Source organism: Pseudomonas sp. PDM09 (genome assembly GCF_014852305.1).
GTDB lineage: Bacteria > Pseudomonadota > Gammaproteobacteria > Pseudomonadales > Pseudomonadaceae > Aquipseudomonas.
This window is the reverse complement of sequence record NZ_JACVBI010000002.1, coordinates 584,782-606,094: the sequence shown is the minus strand read 5'-3', so window position 1 is coordinate 606,094 and position 21,313 is coordinate 584,782. Positions and strand designations below refer to the sequence as shown.

22 protein-coding genes are annotated in these 21,313 nt (G+C 59.8%); 11 read left to right on the top strand and 11 right to left on the bottom strand.

The features are described 5' to 3' along the window. Window positions 1-6: 6 nt before the first annotated feature. Window positions 7-1,251, bottom strand: a complete 1,245-nt coding sequence (locus IB250_RS07475) for an FAD/NAD(P)-binding oxidoreductase (protein ID WP_192343607.1) — start codon at window positions 1,249-1,251, stop codon at window positions 7-9. Window positions 1,252-1,496: 245 nt separating this feature from the next. Next, window positions 1,497-1,832, bottom strand: a complete 336-nt coding sequence (locus IB250_RS07470) for an ArsR/SmtB family transcription factor (protein WP_192343606.1) — start codon at window positions 1,830-1,832, stop codon at window positions 1,497-1,499. Window positions 1,833-1,936: 104 nt separating this feature from the next. On the opposite strand from IB250_RS07470, the gene IB250_RS07465 reads away from it, so the two are divergent. Continuing rightward, entirely contained in the window at window positions 1,937-2,800 is an 864-nt protein-coding gene (locus IB250_RS07465; RefSeq protein ID WP_192343605.1) for an MBL fold metallo-hydrolase, read from the top strand. 153 nt (window positions 2,801-2,953) lie between these two features. Here the strand turns inward: IB250_RS07465 and bkdR are convergent, their stop codons facing one another. Further along, entirely contained in the window at window positions 2,954-3,442 is a 489-nt protein-coding gene (bkdR, locus tag IB250_RS07460) for a Bkd operon transcriptional regulator BkdR (protein WP_017339472.1), read from the bottom strand. 185 nt (window positions 3,443-3,627) lie between these two features. Here bkdR and IB250_RS07455 point away from each other — a divergent pair, with 185 nt between their 5' ends. From IB250_RS07455 to IB250_RS07430, 6 genes are all read left to right on the top strand, one after another. Further along, a complete protein-coding gene (locus IB250_RS07455) occupies window positions 3,628-4,863 on the top strand; it encodes a 3-methyl-2-oxobutanoate dehydrogenase (2-methylpropanoyl-transferring) subunit alpha (protein WP_007895123.1) in 1,236 nt (411 codons plus the stop codon). Between the two features lies 1 nt (window position 4,864). Next, entirely contained in the window at window positions 4,865-5,923 is a 1,059-nt protein-coding gene (locus IB250_RS07450; RefSeq protein ID WP_007895121.1) for an alpha-ketoacid dehydrogenase subunit beta, read from the top strand. Further along, the gene (locus IB250_RS07445; RefSeq protein WP_192343604.1) at window positions 5,924-7,192 is read left to right on the top strand and encodes a dihydrolipoamide acetyltransferase family protein; all 1,269 of its coding nucleotides are present in this window, start codon (window positions 5,924-5,926) and stop codon (window positions 7,190-7,192) included. A gap of 18 nt (window positions 7,193-7,210) precedes the next feature. Further along, a complete protein-coding gene (gene lpdA / locus IB250_RS07440; RefSeq protein WP_192343603.1) occupies window positions 7,211-8,596 on the top strand; it encodes a dihydrolipoyl dehydrogenase in 1,386 nt (461 codons plus the stop codon). Window positions 8,597-8,867: 271 nt separating this feature from the next. After that, window positions 8,868-9,887, top strand: coding sequence for a branched-chain amino acid aminotransferase (locus IB250_RS07435; RefSeq protein ID WP_192343602.1), 1,020 nt, complete (start codon window positions 8,868-8,870; stop codon window positions 9,885-9,887). A 135-nt stretch (window positions 9,888-10,022) separates the two neighbouring features. Beyond that, complete coding sequence (locus tag IB250_RS07430) at window positions 10,023-10,364, top strand: hypothetical protein (protein WP_008071311.1); 342 nt, start codon at window positions 10,023-10,025, stop codon at window positions 10,362-10,364. On the opposite strand, the gene IB250_RS07425 is transcribed toward IB250_RS07430, so the two are convergent. Further along, on the bottom strand, window positions 10,354-11,280 hold the full coding sequence (locus IB250_RS07425) for a LysR substrate-binding domain-containing protein (protein WP_192343601.1): 927 nt from the start codon (window positions 11,278-11,280) through the stop codon (window positions 10,354-10,356). The two genes, IB250_RS07430 and IB250_RS07425, sit on opposite strands and share 11 nt — an antisense overlap. A 104-nt stretch (window positions 11,281-11,384) precedes the next feature. On the opposite strand from IB250_RS07425, the gene IB250_RS07420 reads away from it, so the two are divergent. Further along, a complete protein-coding gene (locus IB250_RS07420) occupies window positions 11,385-11,993 on the top strand; it encodes a LysE family translocator (protein WP_192343600.1) in 609 nt (202 codons plus the stop codon). On the opposite strand, the gene IB250_RS07415 is transcribed toward IB250_RS07420, so the two are convergent. After that, window positions 11,990-12,754, bottom strand: coding sequence for an ArsR/SmtB family transcription factor (locus IB250_RS07415; protein ID WP_192343599.1), 765 nt, complete (start codon window positions 12,752-12,754; stop codon window positions 11,990-11,992). The two genes, IB250_RS07420 and IB250_RS07415, sit on opposite strands and share 4 nt — an antisense overlap. 81 nt (window positions 12,755-12,835) lie before the next feature. Between IB250_RS07415 and IB250_RS07410 the strand changes: the two genes are divergently transcribed. Continuing rightward, window positions 12,836-13,942, top strand: coding sequence for a cytochrome P450 (locus tag IB250_RS07410; RefSeq protein ID WP_192343598.1), 1,107 nt, complete (start codon window positions 12,836-12,838; stop codon window positions 13,940-13,942). Between the two features lie 8 nt (window positions 13,943-13,950). Here IB250_RS07410 and dmeF read toward each other — a convergent pair whose 3' ends face one another. Both dmeF and IB250_RS07400 read right to left on the bottom strand, forming a co-directional pair. Further along, complete coding sequence (gene dmeF / locus IB250_RS07405) at window positions 13,951-14,880, bottom strand: CDF family Co(II)/Ni(II) efflux transporter DmeF (RefSeq protein ID WP_192343597.1); 930 nt, start codon at window positions 14,878-14,880, stop codon at window positions 13,951-13,953. Window positions 14,881-14,891: 11 nt separating this feature from the next. Next, window positions 14,892-15,167, bottom strand: a complete 276-nt coding sequence (locus tag IB250_RS07400; protein ID WP_019648873.1) for a metal/formaldehyde-sensitive transcriptional repressor — start codon at window positions 15,165-15,167, stop codon at window positions 14,892-14,894. A gap of 504 nt (window positions 15,168-15,671) precedes the next feature. Here IB250_RS07400 and IB250_RS07395 point away from each other — a divergent pair. After that, window positions 15,672-15,956, top strand: a complete 285-nt coding sequence (locus IB250_RS07395) for a DUF6124 family protein (RefSeq protein ID WP_192343596.1) — start codon at window positions 15,672-15,674, stop codon at window positions 15,954-15,956. A gap of 157 nt (window positions 15,957-16,113) precedes the next feature. Next, window positions 16,114-16,449 carry a hypothetical protein gene (locus IB250_RS07390; protein WP_318652635.1) on the top strand — a complete coding sequence of 112 codons (336 nt, stop codon included), beginning with the start codon at window positions 16,114-16,116 and terminating at the stop codon, window positions 16,447-16,449. A 192-nt stretch (window positions 16,450-16,641) separates the two neighbouring features. Here the strand turns inward: IB250_RS07390 and IB250_RS07385 are convergent, their stop codons facing one another. The 4 genes from IB250_RS07385 to IB250_RS07370 form a co-directional block, all read right to left on the bottom strand. Next, complete coding sequence (locus tag IB250_RS07385) at window positions 16,642-16,980, bottom strand: FKBP-type peptidyl-prolyl cis-trans isomerase (RefSeq protein WP_007895103.1); 339 nt, start codon at window positions 16,978-16,980, stop codon at window positions 16,642-16,644. Window positions 16,981-17,205: 225 nt separating this feature from the next. Further along, window positions 17,206-18,459: an OprD family porin gene (locus IB250_RS07380; RefSeq protein ID WP_192343595.1), complete on the bottom strand. Its 1,254-nt coding sequence runs from the start codon at window positions 18,457-18,459 to the stop codon at window positions 17,206-17,208. Between the two features lie 94 nt (window positions 18,460-18,553). Next, window positions 18,554-19,858: a CitMHS family transporter gene (locus tag IB250_RS07375; protein ID WP_008071325.1), complete on the bottom strand. Its 1,305-nt coding sequence runs from the start codon at window positions 19,856-19,858 to the stop codon at window positions 18,554-18,556. 134 nt (window positions 19,859-19,992) lie between these two features. Then, window positions 19,993-21,312 carry a dicarboxylate/amino acid:cation symporter gene (locus IB250_RS07370; protein ID WP_192343594.1) on the bottom strand — a complete coding sequence of 440 codons (1,320 nt, stop codon included), beginning with the start codon at window positions 21,310-21,312 and terminating at the stop codon, window positions 19,993-19,995. Window position 21,313: the final 1 nt, after the last annotated feature.

Genomic DNA, 21,313 nt, shown 5'->3' with positions numbered 1-21,313 from the left:
GTTCTCTCAGTCAACCTTGGACAGATGGGTCAGCCATTCACGGCCCTTGAGCAGGCCATTCCAGTAGAACCACGGCAGCAAGGTCGCCTTGAGAAACCAGGCGGAACGGCGCGGCACTGTCGGGTCGAGGGGAAAGGTCGGCAGCAACTTACCGGCGTAACCGAACTCGGCGAGGATCACCTTGCCCTTCTCCACCGTCAGCGGGCAGGAACCGTAGCCGTCGTACTTGAGTGGCAACGGCTGTTGCTTGCGCAGGGCCAGAAGGTTTTGCGCCACCACCACGATCTGCTTGCGCGCGGCGGCGGCAGTTTTCGCGTTGCTGGTGGAACAGACATCGCCCAAGGCAAAGACGTCGGTATAGCGCACGTGTTGCAGGCTGTGCGGGTTCACTTCGCACCAGCCAGCGGCGTCGGCCAACGGGCTTTGGCGGATGAAATCCGGCGAAACCTGAGGCGGCACGACGTGCAGCAGGTCGAAGGTTTTTTCTTGTACGGTCACGACACCTGCAGCGTCCTTGACCTCGAACCACGCGGTTTTCGATGGCCCGTCAACCTTGACCAGATTGGAATTGAAGGCCAGCCGGGCGTTGTACTTTTCGATGTACTTCATGAGCGGCGGCACGAATGTCGCCACACCGAACAACGCAGCGCCAGCCAGATTGAACTCGACGTCGAATTTGTTCAGAACGCCGGTTTTACGCCAGTGATCGCAGGACAAGTACAAGGCTTTCTGCGGCGCACCGGCGCATTTGATCGGCATCGCTGGCTGGGTGAAGATCGCTTTACCGCCGCGCAATCCCCGGACCAGTTCCCAGGTGTAGGCCGCGTGCCGATAGCTGTAATTGGAGGTCACGCCGTTCTGGCCGAGGGTGTCCTGCAAGCCTTCGATTTTCTCCCAGGCCAGGCGCAAACCGGGGCAGACCACGAGGTTCCGGTAACTGACGGTGCGGCCATCGTCGAGGGTCAGCTGTTTGCTGTCCGGGGCGATGTCAGTCACGCACGCCTGCAACCAGGTGGCCTGGCGCGGCATCACCGAGGACATCGGGCGCGCGGTGTTTTTCACCGCGTAAGCACCACCGCCGACCAGCGTCCACGCCGGTTGGTAGTAATGCTGGCTGTCGGGTTCGATGACGGTGATGTTTAAACCCGGATCGCGTTTCAGCAGGCTGGCAACCAAACCAATGCCGGCGGTTCCGCCGCCTATTACCACGATGTCGGCACTGATGGATGGGCCCCAGTGTTGATCGTTCATTACTCATTCCTTGTTATTGCACGCATGGCGCCGGGTTCAGTCCCGTAGCAGCTAGCGAGGCTGCGTTCAGTCCCGTAGCAGCTGTCGAGCCCCAGCGAGGCTGCGTTCGGCTGCGAAGCAGTCGTGAAACCGGCTAATGCGGTCTGTCTGACATACCGCAATCTCTGATTTACGACTGCTTCGCAGCCGAACGCAGCCTCGCCAGGGCTCGACAGCTGCTACGGATCGCATTACGGCTATCAGACTCAGCCCCAGCTTTTCAGCACCGCTCCGCAGTACAGGCCGGACAGCGTCTTCATCACCTGAATCACTTCGTGACTGGCTAAACCATAGAATATGTACTTGCCTTCACGACGGGTGGCGACCAATCCCTCGTCGCGCAGGATGCCCAGCTGTTGGGACAGTGTGGGCTGGCGCACGCCGGTCATTTTTTCCAGTTCGCCGACATTGCGCTCGCCCTGGGTCAGTTGGCAGAGAATCAGCAGGCGGTCCTCGTTGGCCAAGGCCTTGAGCAGCACGCAAGCTTTGGAGGCAGAAGCCCGGAGCTGGGCGACTTCACATTCGGTCAGACTGGATTGCATTTGCAGGATGCCTTCGACGTCACTTAAGCTGCGGACATTATGTTTAAACATAAAGTGTTGCAACCGGTTATTGTCCTCCCGCCCCTTTCCACAGGTTCGTCCCCATGTCTGCGTTGATTGAAGCCTTCCTCGACCCCGCCTCGTCGACTTACAGCTACGTGATCTACGAGCACGATGGCGGGCACTGCGCGATTGTCGACCCAGTGCTGGATTACGACCCCGCCGCCGGGCGCACCGCGACCGTCCAGGCCGACAGAATCATCGCCTTCGTGCGCGAACATCAGTTGCAGGTGCAATGGCTGCTGGAAACCCACGCCCATGCCGATCACCTGTCCGCCGCGCCGTATCTGCGTCGGGAATTGGGGGGCAAGATTGCGATCGGTGAGTCGATCAGCAAGGTTCAGGACGTGTTCAAGACGCTGTTCAATCTGGAGGCGGGATTTAGCGTCGATGGTTCACAGTTCGATCACCTGTTCGTGCCGGACGAATCATTCCGGATCGGCAATCTCAAGGCCACGGCCCTGCATGTGCCCGGCCATACCCCGGCGGACATGGCCTATTTGATCGACGGCGATATGATTCTGGTGGGCGATACGTTATTCATGCCAGACGTCGGCACCGCGCGCTGCGACTTCCCGGGCGGCAACGCCAACCAGATGTTTGCCTCGATCCACAAGCTGCTGGCCTTCCCCGCCAGCGTTCGCCTCTACGTCTGCCACGATTACCCGCCCCCGGGCCGCGCCCCGCAATGCCAGAGCACGGTTGGCGAGCAGCGCAAAAGCAACATCCATATTCACGATGGCATTGATGAGGCCGCTTTCGTCGCCATGCGCACCCGGCGCGATGCCGGGTTGGGCATGCCGACGTTGTTGTTGCCGGCGATTCAGGTGAATGTGCGGGCGGGGAATTTGCCGCCGGCGGAGGGCAATGGTGTCACTTACCTCAAAATCCCTCTGAATCAACTCTAGTCCCGTAGCAGCTGTCGAGCACCGCGAGGCAGCGTTCGGCGGCGCAGCCGTCGTAATCCAACCAACGCGGTTTCCCGGAAAGAACGCGGTTGCAAGTTTTGCGACGGCTTCGCCGCCGAACGCTGCCTCGCGGTGCTCGACAGCTGCTACAACTCAATTGGCCAGGGTCAACCCATTGGCCGGCAACGGCAGCGCCGTCTTGTAGCGCACTTGCTTGAGCGCAAAGCTCGAACGGATGTTCGCCACCCCGGGCACTTTGGTCAAAAAATCCATCATGAAGCGCTCCAGCGACTGAATGGTCGGCACCAGTACGCGGATCAGGTAATCCGGGTCGCCGGCCATCAAATAGCACTCCATCACTTCCGGACGATCCGAGATCGCCTCTTCGAAATGCTGCAACGCCTCCTCCACCTGTTTCTCCAGGCTGACGTGAATAAACACATTCACATGCAGCCCCAGCAGGTCGGCATCGAGCAGGGTCACTTGCTCACGAATCAGCCCTAATTCTTCCATCGCCTTGACCCGGTTGAAGCACGGCGTGGGCGACAAGTTCACCGAACGCGCGAGGTCGGCGTTGGTGATGCGCGCGTTCTCCTGAAGGCTGTTGAGAATGCCGATATCGGTACGGTCCAGTTTGCGCATGAGACAAAACCACCTGCTTTTTATGTTTATGCAGAATTTTTATCCTCAAATGACCTCAAGCGCAACGAAACAGAGAGAAATATTCTTCTTGGGCCGGCCTATGATTGTTGTAGGACAAGATTTCTTTTATCGAAGAATGACTGCCAGCTCACTACAAGAAATTCACAAGATCGAGCGTAGAAGCCATGAACCAAGCGTACGAACCGCTGCGCCTGCACGTTCCCGAACCTTCGGGCCGCCCCGGCTGCAAAACCGACTTCTCCTACCTGCATCTGACCGACGCAGGCCTGGTGCGCAAACCCCCAATCGACGTTGAACCGGCCGACACGGCTGATCTGGCCAAAGGCCTGATTCGCGTGCTCGACGACCAGGGCAATGCCCTCGGCCCATGGGCTGAAGGCGTGCCCGTCGAGATCCTGCGTAAAGGCATGCGCGCCATGCTCAAGACGCGGATTTTCGACAACCGCATGGTGGTCGCCCAGCGTCAGAAAAAAATGTCGTTCTACATGCAAAGCCTTGGCGAAGAAGCCATCGGCAGCGCCCAGGCCCTGGCCTTGAACATCGACGACATGTGCTTCCCCACCTACCGTCAACAAAGCATTCTCATGGCCCGCGACGTGCCGCTGGTCGACCTGATCTGCCAACTGCTGTCCAACGAACGCGATCCGCTCAAGGGCCGTCAACTGCCGATCATGTACTCGGTCAAGGACGCCGGTTTCTTCACCATTTCCGGCAATCTCGCCACCCAATTCGTCCAGGGCGTGGGCTGGGGCATGGCCTCGGCGATCAAGGGCGACACCAAAATCGCCTCGGCCTGGATCGGCGACGGCGCTACCGCTGAATCGGACTTCCACACCGCCCTCACCTTCGCCCACGTCTACCGTGCGCCGGTGATCCTCAACGTGGTCAACAACCAATGGGCAATCTCCACGTTCCAGGCGATTGCCGGTGGTGAAGCCACTACCTTCGCCGGACGCGGCGTCGGTTGCGGCATCGCCTCCCTGCGGGTTGATGGCAACGATTTTGTCGCGGTGTACGCCGCCTCTGCCTGGGCCGCCGAACGTGCGCGCCGCAACCTCGGCCCGACCATGATCGAATGGGTCACCTACCGCGCCGGCCCGCACTCGACGTCCGATGATCCATCCAAATACCGTCCTGCCGACGATTGGAGCCACTTCCCGTTGGGCGACCCGATTGCGCGCCTCAAGCAGCACCTGATCAAAATCGGTCAGTGGTCTGAAGAGGAACACGTCGCCGTCAGCGCCGAGCTGGAAGCCGAAGTGATCGCCGCGCAGAAAGAAGCCGAGCAGTACGGCACCCTCGCCGGCGGCCAGATTCCGAGCGCCGCGACCATGTTCGAAGACGTCTACAAAGAGATGCCGGAGCATTTGAAGCGCCAGCGTCAAGAGTTGGGGATCTGACATGAACGATCACAACAATAAAATCGAGTTGGAAACCGCCATGACCACGACCACCATGACCATGATCCAGGCCCTGCGCTCGGCCATGGATGTGATGCTTGAGCGTGACGACAATGTCGTGGTGTTCGGCCAGGACGTGGGCTACTTCGGCGGCGTGTTCCGTTGCACCGAAGGCCTGCAGAACAAGTACGGCACCTCCCGGGTATTCGACGCACCGATTTCCGAAAGCGGCATCGTCGGCGTCGCCGTGGGCATGGGCGCTTACGGTTTGCGGCCGGTGGCCGAGATCCAGTTCGCCGATTACGTCTACCCGGCGTCGGACCAGATCATTTCCGAAGCCGCCCGCCTGCGTTATCGCTCGGCCGGCGAATTCACTGCACCGATGACCCTGCGCATGCCCTGCGGCGGCGGCATCTACGGCGGCCAGACCCACAGCCAGAGCATCGAGGCGATGTTCACCCAGGTCTGCGGTTTGCGCACGGTCATGCCGTCCAACCCTTACGACGCCAAAGGCCTGCTGATCGCCTCCATCGAAAACGATGACCCGGTGATCTTCCTCGAACCAAAACGCCTGTACAACGGCCCGTTCGATGGCCACCACGACCGTCCGGTAACCCCGTGGTCGAAACACCCCGCCGCGCAAGTGCCGGACGGTTACTACACCGTGCCACTGGATGTCGCTGCCATCGCGCGTCCCGGCAAAGACGTGACCATCCTGACCTACGGCACCACCGTTTATGTATCGCAAGTGGCGGCTGAAGAAACCGGTATCGACGCCGAAGTCATCGACCTGCGCAGCCTGTGGCCGCTGGACCTGGACACCATCGTCAAGTCGGTGAAGAAAACCGGCCGTTGCGTGATCGTTCACGAAGCGACCCGCACCTGCGGTTTCGGCGCCGAACTGGTCGCCTTGGTGCAAGAGCATTGCTTCCACTACCTGGAAGCGCCGATCGAGCGCGTCACCGGTTGGGACACTCCCTACCCGCACGCGCAAGAGTGGGCGTATTTCCCTGGCCCGTCCCGAGTGGGCGCGGCTTTGCATCGGGTTATGGAGGTCTGAATGGGCACGCACGTTATTAAAATGCCGGACATTGGCGAAGGCATTGCAGAAGTTGAGCTGTCTCAGTGGCACGTCAAGGTCGGCGACATGGTCGTCGAAGATCAGGTGCTGGCCGATGTCATGACCGACAAGGCGATGGTCGACATTCCATCCCCGGTGCATGGCAAAGTGATTGCGCTGGGCGGCCAGCCTGGCGAAGTCATGGCAGTCGGCAGCATTCTGATCAGCATCGAAGTCGAAGGCGCGGGCAACGTTAAAGAGTCGGCTCAGCCAGTAGCGGTTAAAGAAGCACCCATTGCAGCGCCTAAAGTTGAAGCGGTTGTTGAAAGCACACCGGTGGCGGCGCCTCGCCCTGCCGCCGCGTGCCAAGGTCCGATGGTTGCCCGTGAAGCCGATGAGCGTCCACTGGCCTCCCCCGCCGTGCGCAAGCATGCGCTGGACCTCGGCATTCAATTGCGTCTGGTGCGTGGCAGCGGCCCTGCCGGACGGATTCTGCACGAAGACCTCGAGGCTTATCTGGCTCAGGGTCAGTCAAATGCATCGACCGCCACCGCCGCTTACGCCCAGCGCAACGACGAAGAGCAAATCCCGGTGATCGGCATGCGTCGCAAGATCGCCCAGCGCATGCAAGACGCCACCCAGCGTGCTGCCCACTTCAGCTACGTCGAGGAAATCGACGTCACTGCCGTGGAAGAACTGCGCGCACACTTGAACGAAAAACACGGCGCAACCCGCGGCAAGCTGACCTTGCTGCCGTTCCTGGTCCGCGCGTTGGTCGTGGCCCTGCGCGACTTCCCGCAGATCAACGCCCGCTACGACGACGAAGCGCAAGTCATCACGCGCCTCGGCGCGGTGCATGTGGGCGTCGCCACCCAAGCCGACATCGGTTTGATGGTGCCGGTGGTACGTCATGCCGAAACCCGCAGCCTGTGGGACAGCGCCGCGGAAATCTCGCGTCTGGCCACCGCTGCGCGCACTGGCAAGGCCAGCCGCGATGAGCTTTCCGGTTCGACCATCACCCTGACCAGCCTCGGCGCCCTGGGCGGCATCGTCAGCACCCCGGTGCTGAACCTGCCGGAAGTGGCAATCGTCGGCGTGAACAAAATCGTCGAACGGCCGATGGTCGTCAAAGGCCAGATCGTGATCCGCAAGATGATGAACCTCTCCAGCTCCTTCGATCACCGCGTGGTCGATGGCATGGACGCGGCGCAATTCATCCAGGCCATCCGTGGCTTGCTCGAACAACCCGCCACGCTTTTTGTTGAGTAGGCATTTGTGGAGAAAGTCATGCAACAGACTTTGAACACCACGCTGCTGATCATCGGCGGCGGCCCTGGCGGCTATGTGACGGCGATCCGCGCCGGTCAGTTGGGCATTTCGACCATTCTGGTGGAAGGCGAATCGTTGGGCGGCACCTGCCTGAACATCGGCTGCATTCCGTCGAAGGCATTGATTCACGTCGCCGAACAGTTCCATCAGACGCAGCACCACAGCCAACACTCGGCGCTGGGCATCAGCGTATCGGCGCCGACCCTGGACATCAGCAAGAGCGTCGAGTGGAAGGACGGCATTGTTGATCGCCTGACCACCGGCGTTTCGGCGCTATTAAAGAAGCACAAGGTTCAGGTCATTCAAGGCTGGGCCAAAGTGATCGACGGCAAGACCGTCGAAGTCGACGACACGCGCATTCAGTGCGAGCACCTGGTGCTGGCCACCGGTTCGAAAAGCGTGAACCTGCCGATGCTGCCGATTGGCGGGCCGGTTATCTCCTCCACCGAAGCCCTCGCACCGACGTCCGTGCCGAAACGGCTGGTCGTGGTCGGTGGCGGTTACATCGGTCTGGAGCTGGGGATTGCTTATCGCAAGCTCGGCGCCGAGGTCAGTGTGGTCGAGGCGCAGGATCGTATCCTGCCAGCCTACGACGCCGAACTGACCCATCCGGTACACGAAGCGCTCAAGCAACTCGGCGTAAAGCTTTACTTGAAGCACAGCGTTGAAGGCTTTGATTCACAAGGAAATACGTTGCAAGTTCGTGACCCGAATGGCGACACCTTGAACCTGGAAACCGATCAGGTACTGGTGGCTGTCGGCCGCAAACCCAACACTCAAGGCTGGAACCTCGAAGCCTTGAACCTGGACATGAACGGTTCGGCGATCAAGATCGACAACCGGTGCCAGACCAGCATGCGTAACGTCTACGCCATCGGCGACTTGAGCGGCGAACCGATGCTCGCGCACCGGGCCATGGCTCAGGGTGAAATGGTTGCCGAGCTGATCAGCGGCAAACACCGCGAATTCAACCCGACCGCCATCGCCGCCGTGTGCTTCACCGACCCGGAGCTGGTGGTGGTCGGCAAGACCCCGGACGAGGCCAAGGCTGCGGGGCTGGACTGCATCGTTTCGAGTTTCCCGTTCGCCGCCAATGGCCGGGCGATGACGCTGGAATCGAAAAGCGGCTTCGTGCGGGTGGTCGCTCGTCGGGACAATCATGTGATTGTTGGCTGGCAGGCGGTCGGTGTAGGCGTGTCGGAGTTGTCGACGGCGTTTGGCCAGAGCCTGGAAATGGGCGCTCGTCTGGAAGACATCGCCGGCACCATCCACGCGCATCCGACGCTCGGTGAGGCGGTGCAGGAAGCGGCGTTGCGTGCCCTTGGTCACGCGCTGCATCTGTAACCCAGGGAGATTGATGGCGTAGGTGATGGCCTCTTCGCGAGCAAGCCCGCTCCCACATTGGATTTGTGGTGTTTGTAGGCGCTGTGGCAACCACAGATCGAATGTGGGAGCGGGCTTGCTCGCGAATTCTCAAGGTCGACACCATTTATATGCCAATCACCCGATAGTCCGGGCTGCGAAATGGGCCCGGAATGAAGTATTGTTGTCCCCATCCAGAAAAATGTCAGAAGCCTTGAACCGTTTCGGCGGTTGTTAAGTGATAGAGGGTGTCATGGGTAACGAAAGCATCAATTGGGACAAGCTGGGTTTTGACTACATCAAGACAGACAAGCGCTATCTGTCGCACTGGCGTAATGGCGAGTGGGACAAAGGCACCCTGACCGAAGACAACGTGCTGCACATCAGCGAAGGCTCCACTGCCCTTCACTATGGCCAGCAGTGCTTCGAAGGCCTGAAGGCCTACCGCTGCAAGGACGGTTCGATCAACCTGTTCCGCCCGGACCAGAACGCCGCACGCATGCAACGCAGCTGCGCGCGCCTGCTGATGCCGCACGTGTCCACCGAACAGTTCGTCGAAGCGTGCAAGGAAGTGGTACGCGCCAACGAGCGTTTCATCCCGCCTTACGGCACCGGCGGCGCGCTGTACCTGCGCCCGTTCGTGATCGGCGTGGGTGACAACATCGGTGTGCGCACCGCGCCCGAGTTCATCTTCTCGATCTTCTGCATCCCGGTCGGCGCTTACTTCAAGGGCGGTTTGACCCCGCACAACTTCCTGATCTCCAGCTACGACCGTGCCGCCCCACAAGGCACCGGTGCGGCCAAGGTCGGTGGCAACTACGCCGCCAGCCTGATGCCGGGTTCCCAGGCCAAGAAGGCGCACTTCGCCGACTGCATCTACCTGGACCCGCTGACCCACACCAAAATCGAGGAAGTCGGCTCGGCCAACTTCTTCGGGATCACCCACGACAACAAGTTCGTCACCCCGAATTCCCCTTCGGTGTTGCCGGGTATCACTCGTCTGTCGTTGATCGAGCTGGCCAAGACCCGTCTGGGCCTGGAAGTGGTCGAAGGTGACGTGTTCATCGACAAGCTGTCCGACTTCAAGGAAGCCGGCGCTTGCGGTACTGCCGCAGTGATCACCCCGATCGGCGGTATCAGCTACAACGACAAACTGCACGTGTTCCACAGCGAAACCGAAGTCGGCCCGATCACCCAGAAGCTCTACAAAGAGCTGACCGGTGTACAGACCGGCGACGTCGAAGCGCCAGCGGGCTGGATCGTCAAGGTTTGATTTGACACGACTGTCCGTTTGAACAAAAAAGCCCGGCCATCCTATTGAAGGCCGGGCTTTTTTTCGCCCGCGAATCGTGGAAAAGGTCACTAGACTTGCCACGTCCAACGGCCATCAACGGGTGCCATCAAAACCATGGGAAAACTCTGGCGAAAGTATCTGGCCTTGCTGGACACCGACTTCACCACGCAAGTGTTCGACAACATCAAGAACCTGCTGGTGTGTGCGCTGATGTTTGCGGCGGGCACCAACGCGTTGCACAGCGATCAGTACCTGTTTATGGGGTTTCTCACCTCAAGCCTCGCCGGCTGGGGATTGATCCTGCTGTCAGCGGTGCTGATGCTGCTTAATGTCAGCGACGGCCTGCGTCGGCTGTCCAGGTTGCCGTATCACACGGCGTTTCAGATCATTCTGTTTCTGGTCTACCTGGTGCTGGCGGTGCGGGTGGTGGAGATTGTCTGGAATTTCAGGGCGTAGCGGTTACAGCACCAGGTGTTTGCCACTGCAGCTCATCTTGAGCAATGCGGGCAAACATCCACTCCACAAACACCCGTGTCTGCGCCGTCACGTCCGGTGCAACGCCGTAGTAGTAACGCGGCAACGGCAGACGCAACTCGGGCAACGGGCAGATCAGGCGTCCGCTCGAGAGGTGAGTGCCCAGCAATGAGGTTGGGCACAGGGCGATACCCTGTCCATCCACGGCAGCCTGAAGCGCCAGGTGCATGTGATCAAACTGCCGGGTTACCTGAGTGGCTGACTGGCCTTGACCAAAGTGCATGGCCCAATTGTGCCAGTCTTCGCGACGCGCCTTGACGGTCAGTAACGTGTGCCGGCTCAGCGAAGTGAGGTCTTCAAGTGGCAGGCGCTCGATCAGCGATGGCGCCGCGACCAACAATAGTTCGTCTTCGAACAGCGGTCGCGCTTCAATCGCCGGTGCCCAGTCGTCACGGCCACGGCGAATGACGACATCGAACCCGTCGCGTGCCTGATCGGGTGCCTGGGTTTGAGTGATCACCTGCGGCTTGATGCCCGGGTGCTGCGCAACAAAATCCGCCAGCCTGGGCGTCAGCCAAAGCACGGCAAAGGACGGACGGACATTGATCTTCACGGTAGGCAGCGAGGCATGTTGCTTGAGCGCAGCGGCAGCGTTGGCGATCTGCGACAGCCCGGCGCTGACCTGCTCATAAAAGCGCTGGCCGGCCGGCGTCAGCACCGATTGACGGATGCGCCGCTCGAACAGCAGCACGCCCAAATATTCCTCAAGCAATTTGATGTGCCGGCTGACGGCACTATGGCTGACATGCAGCTCTTCGGCCGCCAGCCTGAAGCTCTGATGACGAGCAGCAACGGCGAAGGCGCGAACAGCATTAAGCGGCGGTAGTTGATTTTTCATGGGTCTAATTTAGTCACCTATGCGCTTTAATTAAAGCGTTTGTCACGCTCGTTTCGTCACGCCACTCTGCCAACACGCAGCCAGCGCCACCGATGGAGCAAGACATGAACAGCTACGGACTCTTTGTACTTTTCGCCACCCTGACCATTTTGAGCCCGGGGCCAGGCGTGGTCCTGACCCTGTCGAACGCGGTGCGACACGGTTGGACGGGGGCCGTGCCGGGCATTCTGGGGATCGCGTCGGGGGCGTTTGTCGTCGCCGCCATCAGCGCCACCAGTGTTGGCCTGATACTCAGCACCTCCGCGAGCGCCTTTACCGCGTTGAAATACGCAGGGGCCGCCTATTTGTTGTACCTGGGCTATAAAAGCTGGCGCTCGGATCGTTTCAGTACGCTGCTTGAAACGCGCCCCTCAAGCCCTGGCTATCGCTTTCTTGAAGCGGCTTCGATGCAGCTGTTGAACCCCAAGGCGGTGTTTTTCTTTCTGGCGGTGTTCCCGCAATTCATCGACACCTCGGCGCACTTCTACACCCAGTTCATCAAACTGGTCGCTTCCTACGGTGTGCTGGTGGTTCTGGTGCATGGCAGCTATGCCTTGCTCGCCAATGCCGCCAAAGGCTGGTTGTCGAGCCCGAAGGGTTCCTGGCTGGCGGCGAAAGTCTCGGGCGTGACCTTCGCCGGCTTTGGCGTGCTCATGGCCTCGTCCAGTCGCTAAGCCGCAGGGCTGGCGATCGTGCGGCGCCTGGTCTCGGTGGACGCAGGTTGTGCTGTCGCAGCCTGAACCGGCAGCTCAACGGCGAACCGGCTACTGAGTTCCTTACGCCCCAGCGCCGTCAACGCCAGAGCCCGACTGTCCAGGTCCTGCGTCACCCATTTGCGTTTGATCGCCGTTTGCAGCAACGCCGCACCCAAGGCACCGCCCAGGTGCGGCCGACGCATGCTCCAGTCCAGGCACGGGCAGGCGAAGCGGCGGCGCAAGGTGCCGAGGTCTTTGACGTCGATGCCCAATCCTTCGAATAACGCCTCACCGCTGTCGCTCAGTTGATAAACCTGCTCATCGATTTCCAGCAACCACCCCGCGTCGATCATCCGGTCATGCAGCAACACTGCCAGCGTGCCGGCCATGTGGTCGTAGCAGGTGCGGGCGAATTGCAGGCGATCCGGGGTGCGCGGGTTGAACGTCGGCGCGGCGTTCTGGCTGATCACCATCAGCGCTTCCAGCGCCTGGGCCACGCGCTTGTCCGCGAGACTGTAATAGCGGTGACGGCCTTGAACGTGCAAACGCACCAGCGCCAGTTCCTTGAGCTTGGCCAGGTGAGCACTGGCGGTCGAGGAACTGACTTCGGCAATCGTCGCCAGCTCGGTGCTGGTGCGGGCGTGGCCGTCCATCAGCGAACAGAGGATTTTCGTTCGGGCAGGCTCCGCGATGGCGGCAGCCACTTGAGAGACGCCGATGTCGTGTTGTTCTGCGTTCATATTTCGCTCCCGGACGAATCAAGGCCCTTTCGGACTGGAGATAGTAGCAACACTTTCCAACCACCGATAAGGCTGCGCCCCATGGACCCGATCATCGCTGCGACTCACGCCGATCCCTACCCTTACTACGCGCAACTGCGCGCCGAGGGTGGGCTGGTTTTTCATCAAGGACTGAAACTGTGGGTGGCCAGCAGCGCCCGAGCCGTTGCCGCCGTGCTGGCGCATCCGCACTGTCATGTGCGGCCATCTCATGAGCCGGTGCCCCAGGCGATTGCTCAAGGCATGGCCGGCAAGGTGTTCGGTCAGTTGATGCGGATGAATGAAGGCGAGCGGCAGCGTTGCCCGAGGGCGGCGATTGAGCCGGGGCTGGCGTTGATGGACGTGAATGAGGTCAATGCGTTGGTCGGCGCTCGATTGATTACCCCGGGCCCCGACGGGTTGTACGCAGCGATGTTTCGCGGGCCGGTCTGCGTGGTCGCGGCGTTGCTCGGCTTTTCTCCGGCTCAGGGCCGGGCCATCAGCGAGCTGACCGCAGACTTCGTCGCCTGCCTGTCGGCGCTCAGCGTTCAAGCACAACTGGACGCCGCCCATGTCGCGGCGGAACAGCTGAAGGGTTATTTCATCGAGCTTCTGGACGACCCGAACAATCGAAGCGCCCTGCTCGCGGGTATCCGGCAGCGTTTCGCGGCGACATCAACCGACGCTGAAACCTTGATCGCCAACCTGATCGGCCTGTTCTCCCAGACCCATGAAGCCACTGCCGGACTGATCGGTAATGCGCTATTGGCGTTGAGGCGAAACCCACAGTTGGATTCGGCTCAACTTGATGACCTGATCGCTGAAGTTCAGCGCTTCGACCCGTCAGTGCAAAACACCCGCCGCTTCATCGCCGCACCGTGTGAAATCGACGGCGTGAGCCTGAACACCGACGACGTTATCCTGGTGCTGCTGGCCTCGGCCAATCGCGATCCGCAGCTCAATGATGATCCCGACGCGTTTTTGCTCGATCGCCCGAACCGTCGCAGTTTCACTTTCGGCGCGGGCCGTCATCAATGTCCGGGACAGGTGTTGGCCTTAAGCATTGCCCGTGCGACGCTGGCTGAGATCCTGGCGATGCAACCTGCTTTGGACCGGTTGACCTGGCACTACCGCCCTTCCCTTAACGGGCGCATTCCGCTCTTTGCCTGAAAGACACTTCAAGCGTGGCGATGCTCGACCGTCAGGTGAGACAACTCATGAACCGGCGCCAGACGTTCGCGAATGGCGTCGGCATTGACACCTGCCACGGCCACGACGCTGACAATCGCGGCCCGCGCCTGAGGGCCGACTTGCCAGACGTGAAGGTCACTGATGCGAACATCGTCCGTCGACTCGAGCAGCTCACGAATTTCGGCGGCGACGTGCTCATCGGTGGTATCCAGCAACACTGCGGCGCTGTCACGCATCAAGCCATAAGCCCATCTCGCGATCACGATCGCGCCGACGATCCCCATCACCGGGTCCAGCCAGACCCAGCCCAGGTAGCGCCCGGCCAACAATGCCACGATGGCCAGCACCGAGGTCAACGCATCGGCCAGTACATGCAAATACGCCGAACGCAGGTTGTTGTCGTGATGATGAGCGTGGGCATTACTGTGATCGTGATGATCATGGCCGTGATGCCCATGATTGCCCGACAACAGAAACGCACTGACGATGTTCACCCCCAGCCCCACCACCGCAATCACCGTCGCTTCGGTGAAAGCCACAGTGGTCGGTTGAAACAGTCGCACGACGGACTCGCCAGCGATGCCGATCGACACCAGGCCCAGCACTATGGCCGAAGCAAAACCCGCCAGATCCCCGACCTTGCCGGTACCAAAACTGAAGCGCGAATTGTTGGCATGTCGTCGAGCAAAGCCGTAGGCCGCCGCCGCAATGCCCATGGCCCCGGCGTGAGTCGCCATATGAAAGCCATCCGCCAGCAGCGCCATGGAACCGGTGATGTAACCGGCGGCAATTTCGCCAATCATCATCACGAACGTCAGCGCCACCACCCACAATGTGCGGCGGGCGTTGTCATCGTGGGCGGCCCCTAGAAACAGGTGGTCGTGGGTAAAGTGCGAAGCCTGAGGTTGCAGAGTCATGGGGCTGGCCTCTATTTCGAATAACGGCGGATGGCTTGCAACAAATCCTCAACGCCTTCGGCGCGTGCTTCATCGCTGAGCCCGGGACGCGCCACATGTTCACGGGCGTGGGCGTCGATGAACTGGTCCATCAGACCATTGACCGCACCGCGGATCGCCGCGACCAGATGTAGGGTTTTGGCGCACTCGGCGTCGGATTCCAGCGCCCGCTCCACCGCCTGAACCTGGCCGGCAATACGCCGGACGCGGTTGAGCAGGTCGTCTTTGTGTTCGTGGATGTGCGACATACGTATACCCCCTACCCCTATATGGCGGACATGATTGCCGATGCTGCCGGGGTTAGCAAGTCAGGTGGACCGAGTCATCGTTCATCGCGGGCAAGCCACGCTCCCACAGGTTCAGCGCAAACCCTGTGGGAGCGGGCTTGCTCGCGAAGACGGCATGACAAACGAAGCATCACTTGAGGCGTGCGCAACAGGCTACAGCACCTTGCGTCATTGCCTACAACTACGCCAGAATCCGCCGGCTTGTGCGCCTTGGGGGCCGTCGGTAACTTGATTCCCGTCACTGAATGGTCAGTGATCGGGTTTAGTCGCTCGGTAGTCTTCACAAGCAGCATGCACTCCATTCAGTCGGGCGTACCTACGCCTGCGCTCAATGGCAGCTGTACGCAGGGCGCCTTCGGGCGCGCCGGTAATTGCTTGTGTCCCCGGTCGACTAACCTGCGTACAGCTGCCACCCTCTCGTTTAGTCGCAAGGTGGTGTCAGCATCACTTAAGGACTAACAAGCAATGTTCAAACACACTCCAAACCCTCCTGAATCAGAAGCCGAATCGGTTTCGCCCAAGCCCCCACGCAAACCCAGCACAATGTTTGTCGTCGCACCCGACATGGATACCGAAAGCTTGCTGGCCAATGCCTGCGAATCACTGGCATCAGCCAGTGTCATGATCAGTGATTTCGCAACCCTTCTGGAAGACCCACATCGCAACACAATGTTGGGGATTCAGCAGGTCATCATGCTGGGCGAACTGGCCGTGAACCGGGCGTTGGATAACATCGATCCGCAGCAATAGCCGATGGTCTGTGGCGAGGGAGCTTACTCCCGCTCGGGTGCGCAGCAGTCGCAAAACTGGCGAGCGGAGATTACCTGACACACCGCATTCACGGGTTTTAGGGCCGCTGCGCAGCCCAACGGGAGCAAGCTCCCTCGCCACAGAGGGGAGTAAAAATGTGAGCTTTCTTTACCAAGATCCAACAATGAGCCACGAGGAAGCGACAACGCTTCTAGCTAGCGACGTCGAAACCAACGTTATCGCCGCACTGGTTTCTATCGGGTTGAATGAGCAAGACAATACCTGGGCTCAGAGAACCTGCCTGAGGTACCTCGAGAGTGAGTCTGAATCGGTTGCTGCAGCTGCGGTCACCGCGCTCGGTCACATAGCCCGCAGACAGGGTGATCTGGACTTGGGTGCTGTACTCCCGGCCCTTGAAAAGGTGAAGGAAAAATTCCCCTCCCTGGAAGGGACTGTGGCGGACACCCTTGATGATATTGAGGTATTCACCTGACTTGCCATTTAGCAAAGGGACAATAACCGTGAACCAGGCACTGAACTGTGGCGAGGGAGCTTGCTCCCGCTCGGCTGCGCAGCAGTCGTAAAATCGGTGCATGCGGTCATGCCTGAAAAACCGCGATAACCGGACTGGGGTCGCTGCGCAACCCAACGGGGGTAAGCCCCCTCGCCACAGCTCACACAGCCATCAATCATCCCGCGTCAGCACTTCCAGCAATTCAATCTCGAAAATCAGATTCGAATTCGGTGTAATCGCGCCCATCGTCCGCTCGCCATAGGCCAGATGCGCCGGCACCAGCAATTTGCGTTTACCGCCGACCTGCATGCCCATGATTCCCTGGTCCCAGCCCTTGATCACCCGTCCCGTGCCAATCACACACTGAAAAGGTTTGCCTCGGCTGTAGGAAGAATCGAATTCAGTGCCGTCTTCCAGCCAACCCCGATATTGAGTAGTGATCAGCGCGCCTTTGACAGCGGCTTTGCCGTCGCCCACTTCAAGGTCGATTACCTGCAATTCATCATTCATTACATTCACTCTAGTGTGCGCTTGCCCGAACAAGCTTCATGGGCGCCGTTTTCCCAGAAATGCGGACTATTGGCAACCGTTTCGCTCTGTATCGGGCAGTGGCCGTGAACTAATATACCCGCCACCTCCTCCCACGGTTCGGGCTAAACGCAGTGGGAATAAAATAATCAGTATCGGTTGGGCGAGCAGACGGTAAGCCGGGTCTGACGCAGGCGCCACGGCGCCCTACCAGAGAGCAATGTCGTAGGTGAAGTAAATCCGATTGCTGTCACGTCCACGCGCGAAGTCCGAACGGTAGACATAGTTGCGCAGCTTTACGCCAACACCCTTGAACGTGCCGCTCTGGACCACATAGGCCAGTTCCGTGTCGCGTTCGGACTCTTTGATGTTGGTGTCGGACTTGCCGTCGTTGCCTTTGAGATAACGGGTCATGAACGTCAGCCCGGGCACGCCCACCGGTGCAAAGTCGTAACCGTAACTGAGCATCCAGGTCTTCTCGTCCTCTTCGATGAACTTGCCGATGCCGACGTTGCTGAACGAGTACACCGTCGCACCGCTGATGTACGGCAGCCCGGCGTCACCGCTGAGTTGTTGATAACCGCCACCAAAGGTGTGCCCCGCCACCGCGTAGGACAGCTGACCGCTGAGCATGTCGTTATCGATTTTCGAGGCGTAGGCACGGCCCGCGTCATTGCTGTTGAAATAGCGCAAGTCGCCGGTCAACACCCCGGGACCCAATGGCAGATCGTGCTGGAGGCCGGCAAAGTTCTGGCGATAGAAATTTTCCAGTTCACCATAGAAGTAACTCAGACGGGTGTTCTTGCCGAGTTTGTAATCACCGCCGGCGTAGGTGAAATCGCCACCTTTGTCGCCTGAGTATCCGTCAGGAACAATCGACACGCTGTCGGTGGAATCGCGCAGCTTGAATCGGTCCAGATGACCGCCAGTCAGGGTCAGGTTTTCTATGTCGGTGCTGCTGACTTGTCCTCCCTCATAGGTTTGCGGCAGCAAGCGCGCATCGTTATAGATCAGCACCGGAGTTTTGGGCAGCAGGGTGCCGTATTTGAGGGTGGTCTTGGCCAGTTTGACCTTGGCCGCAGCCCCGGCACTGGCGAACTCATCGGCGGCGCGACCGTCATCGTGTACCGGCAACAGACCGGTGCCACTGCGGCCACGCCCGGAATCGAGTTTGACACCCAGCAGGCCCAATGCGTCGACCCCGAAACCGATAGTGCCGGGGGTGAACCCCGACTGGAAATCCAGCAGGAAACCCTGGGCCCACTCGGTGCGCTCACTTTTGGCAGTTCTGGCCGAACGCGCACTCAAGCCATGTTCATCGCGAAAGTTTTCGTTGAAATAGACGTTGCGCAGTTGCAGCTTCAACTTGCTGTCGTCGATGAAATCACTCGCACCGGCAGTGGCCATCGGCAACACGCCCAGAAGAGGAAGAAAAGCCCCGCGAGTCAGAAAATGGATCATGTCGAACTACTCATATTGTTGTTTTAAGGATGCACGTGGCCGCGCACCCGTCATCGGGAGCGTGGAGTTCTATCAGCGGCGAGTCAGGGGTGAATCAGGAGAACAGCGTCAAGGCACCGGTCAGCAGAGCCAGCGCGGTGAGCACCAGAGAGGTGAGCACCGCCCATTTGACGGTGGCGCGCTGGAAGTCGCCGATGTCGCGGTCGACCATCCCCACCAGCAACAGGGTCGAGGCCACCAGCGGGCTCATCAGGTGCACTGGTTGGCCAAGAATCGACGCTCGGGCGATTTCCACCGGATCGATCCCATAGGCCGCCGCCGCGTTGGCAAGGATCGGCACCACACCGAAGTAATAAGCATCGTTGGACAGCACGAATGTCAACGGCATGCTGGTGATCGCCACCACCAGCGGGAACAGGTGCCCCCAAGACGGTGGAATCCAGTCCACCAGGGTTTGCGCCAGGGCGTCGACCATTTTGGTACCGGAGAAAATCCCGGCGAAAATACCAGCCGCGAATACCAGCAGCACCACGGTCATGGCGTTACCGGAGTGGGCGAGAATGCGCTCCTTCTGAATGTCCAGCTGCGGGTAGTTGATCATCAGCGCCAGCACGAAACCGATCAGAAACAGGATCGCGGAATGCATGATCCCCATCACCAGCGCGACCATCACCGCAGTCACCAGCAACAGGTTGACATAGGCAAGTTTCGGGCGCTTGTGCGGCGTATCCTCAAGAATCGCTTTGATGTAGCAATCACCGCCACCGCTCTGCAGTTGGGTATTGCCGATGCGTTTACGCTCGGTGCGGCCCAGCAGGAACGCGGTGAACACCACCCACGCGGCGCCACCGACCATGGTCGGCAACAACGGAATGAAGTACGCCCCGGCATCCAGCCCCAGCGCGGCAATCGCCCGGGTCGCCGGGCCACCCCAAGGGGTCATGCCGCTCATGATGCTCAGTGACAGCATGGCGATGGTCGCCAGAATCATCGGGTTCATGCCGATGCGCTTGTACAACGGCAGCATCGCCGCGCAGGTGATCATGTAAGTGGTCGTGCCGTCACCGTCCAGGGCGACAGTCAGCGACAGCAGCGCAGTGCCGACCGCGATTTTCATCGGGTCGCCGTTGACCCGCTTGAGAATCTTGCGGATCAGCGGATCGAACAGCCCCGAGTCGATCATCAAACCGAAAAACAGAATCGCGAACAGCAGCAGCGCCGCCGACGGTGCGACCATTTTCAGGCCATCAAGCATCATTTTGCCGGTAGTCCCACCAAAACCGCCGATAACCGCAAAGACGATTGGAACAACGGTCAACGCAACGATCGGTGACAGACGTTTGGTCATGATCAGAAAGGTGAACACAACCACCATGGCCAAGCCGAGTAAGGCAAGCATAAGGCAACTCTCTTGTTGTTATGGATTGTGTGGCCGACGCGCAGGCGAACGACTCCGAGCCCGCCAGGCGACGCGATCAGCGACGCCCGGCAGCAGGTAGTAAAAAGATTAGTTTTTGCAGCGCTTACGCAGTACTAAATGTGCGTGGTGGTTCCGACGCGGTCCCAGGTTTGATCGCCATCCGGGACAGCCGGTTTTTTACCGTCCAGGGTATCGAGCAGGACCTGACGGTCGCAGGCGTTCTCCGAGATAGAGATCACCACAGTCGCCACGGCGTTACTGGCCAGACTGGTCAAGGCCCGAGCTTCAGACATGAAACGGTCGATCCCGATCAATAGCGCCAGACCAGCCAGCGGAATGTCATGGATCACCGTGAGCGTGGAAGCCAGCGCCACGAAACCGCTGCCAGTCACCCCCGCCGCACCCTTGGACGACAGCAACATGATCGCCAGCATGGTCAAGGTTTGGGTCATGGTCAGATCAATGTTGCAGGCCTGGGCAATGAAAATTGCCGCCAGAGACAGGTAGATCGCCGTGCCATCGAGGTTGAACGAGTACCCCGTCGGCAGCACCAGCCCGACCACACCTTTGCTGCATCCCAATGCCTGAAGCTTCTCCAGCATACGTGGCATGACCGGCTCAGTGGAGGACGTTCCCAACACCACCAGGAACTCTTCGCGCAGGTAACGCAGCAGCTTCCACAGGCTGAAGCCGTGGGCGCGACAAATGCTCCCCAATACCACAAAGACGAAAAAGGCGCAGGCGACGTACAAGGTCATGATCAACTTTGCCAGCGAACCCAGCGAGGTGATGCCGTACTGTCCGACGGTGAACGCCAGTGCGCCGAAGGCACCGATCGGCGCAAAACGCATCAGGTAGGAAAAAATCTTGAAGACCATCTGCGATGCCGCTTCCAGTACATCGAGCACTGGCTTGCCACGGTCGCCCAGGGAAGACAGGGCGAAACCGCACAGCACCGCGATAAACAGCACCGGCAGCACTTCACCTTTACTGAACGCACCTATAAAGGTGTCAGGGATGATGTGCATGAAAAACTCGACCACCCCAAGCTTCGCCGCAGACTCGGTGTATTGAGACAGGCCCGCCGTACTCAAATGGCTCGGATCGATGTTCATGCCCACGCCCGGCTTGAACACGTAGACCGCGACCAGGCCTATGAACAGGCTGATCACCGTCAGCCCGAGAAACAGCAGCATGGTCTTGCTCAGCAAACGGCCAAGGGAGCGTTTGTCGTTCATCCCGGCGATGCCGGTGACGATGGTGCAAAACACGACCGGCGCAATCATCATTTTGATCAGCTTGATGAAGGCATCACCCAACGGCTTGAGGGCAATGGCCTGCTGAGCCCAGAAGTGCCCGACCACGACGCCCAGCAGCACAGCGCAGAGGATCTGGAAGTAGAGCGATTTAACAACTTTCATGGCATCACCCATT

Bases quoted from the DNA above. Each gene is read 5' to 3' on its own strand.
- IB250_RS07475 (WP_192343607.1), bottom strand. From the start codon at position 1,251: ATGAACGATCAACACTGGGGCCCATCCATCAGTGCCGACATCGTGGTA.
- IB250_RS07470 (WP_192343606.1), bottom strand. From the start codon at position 1,832: ATGCAATCCAGTCTGACCGAATGTGAAGTCGCCCAGCTCCGGGCTTCT.
- IB250_RS07465 (WP_192343605.1), top strand. From the start codon at position 1,937: ATGTCTGCGTTGATTGAAGCCTTCCTCGACCCCGCCTCGTCGACTTAC.
- bkdR (WP_017339472.1), bottom strand. From the start codon at position 3,442: ATGCGCAAACTGGACCGTACCGATATCGGCATTCTCAACAGCCTTCAG.
- IB250_RS07455 (WP_007895123.1), top strand. From the start codon at position 3,628: ATGAACCAAGCGTACGAACCGCTGCGCCTGCACGTTCCCGAACCTTCG.
- IB250_RS07450 (WP_007895121.1), top strand. From the start codon at position 4,865: ATGAACGATCACAACAATAAAATCGAGTTGGAAACCGCCATGACCACG.
- IB250_RS07445 (WP_192343604.1), top strand. From the start codon at position 5,924: ATGGGCACGCACGTTATTAAAATGCCGGACATTGGCGAAGGCATTGCA.
- lpdA (WP_192343603.1), top strand. From the start codon at position 7,211: ATGCAACAGACTTTGAACACCACGCTGCTGATCATCGGCGGCGGCCCT.
- IB250_RS07435 (WP_192343602.1), top strand. From the start codon at position 8,868: ATGGGTAACGAAAGCATCAATTGGGACAAGCTGGGTTTTGACTACATC.
- IB250_RS07430 (WP_008071311.1), top strand. From the start codon at position 10,023: ATGGGAAAACTCTGGCGAAAGTATCTGGCCTTGCTGGACACCGACTTC.
- IB250_RS07425 (WP_192343601.1), bottom strand. From the start codon at position 11,280: ATGAAAAATCAACTACCGCCGCTTAATGCTGTTCGCGCCTTCGCCGTT.
- IB250_RS07420 (WP_192343600.1), top strand. From the start codon at position 11,385: ATGAACAGCTACGGACTCTTTGTACTTTTCGCCACCCTGACCATTTTG.
- IB250_RS07415 (WP_192343599.1), bottom strand. From the start codon at position 12,754: ATGAACGCAGAACAACACGACATCGGCGTCTCTCAAGTGGCTGCCGCC.
- IB250_RS07410 (WP_192343598.1), top strand. From the start codon at position 12,836: ATGGACCCGATCATCGCTGCGACTCACGCCGATCCCTACCCTTACTAC.
- dmeF (WP_192343597.1), bottom strand. From the start codon at position 14,880: ATGACTCTGCAACCTCAGGCTTCGCACTTTACCCACGACCACCTGTTT.
- IB250_RS07400 (WP_019648873.1), bottom strand. From the start codon at position 15,167: ATGTCGCACATCCACGAACACAAAGACGACCTGCTCAACCGCGTCCGG.
- IB250_RS07395 (WP_192343596.1), top strand. From the start codon at position 15,672: ATGTTCAAACACACTCCAAACCCTCCTGAATCAGAAGCCGAATCGGTT.
- IB250_RS07385 (WP_007895103.1), bottom strand. From the start codon at position 16,980: ATGAATGATGAATTGCAGGTAATCGACCTTGAAGTGGGCGACGGCAAA.
- IB250_RS07380 (WP_192343595.1), bottom strand. From the start codon at position 18,459: ATGATCCATTTTCTGACTCGCGGGGCTTTTCTTCCTCTTCTGGGCGTG.
- IB250_RS07375 (WP_008071325.1), bottom strand. From the start codon at position 19,858: ATGCTTGCCTTACTCGGCTTGGCCATGGTGGTTGTGTTCACCTTTCTG.
- IB250_RS07370 (WP_192343594.1), bottom strand. From the start codon at position 21,312: ATGGGTGATGCCATGAAAGTTGTTAAATCGCTCTACTTCCAGATCCTC.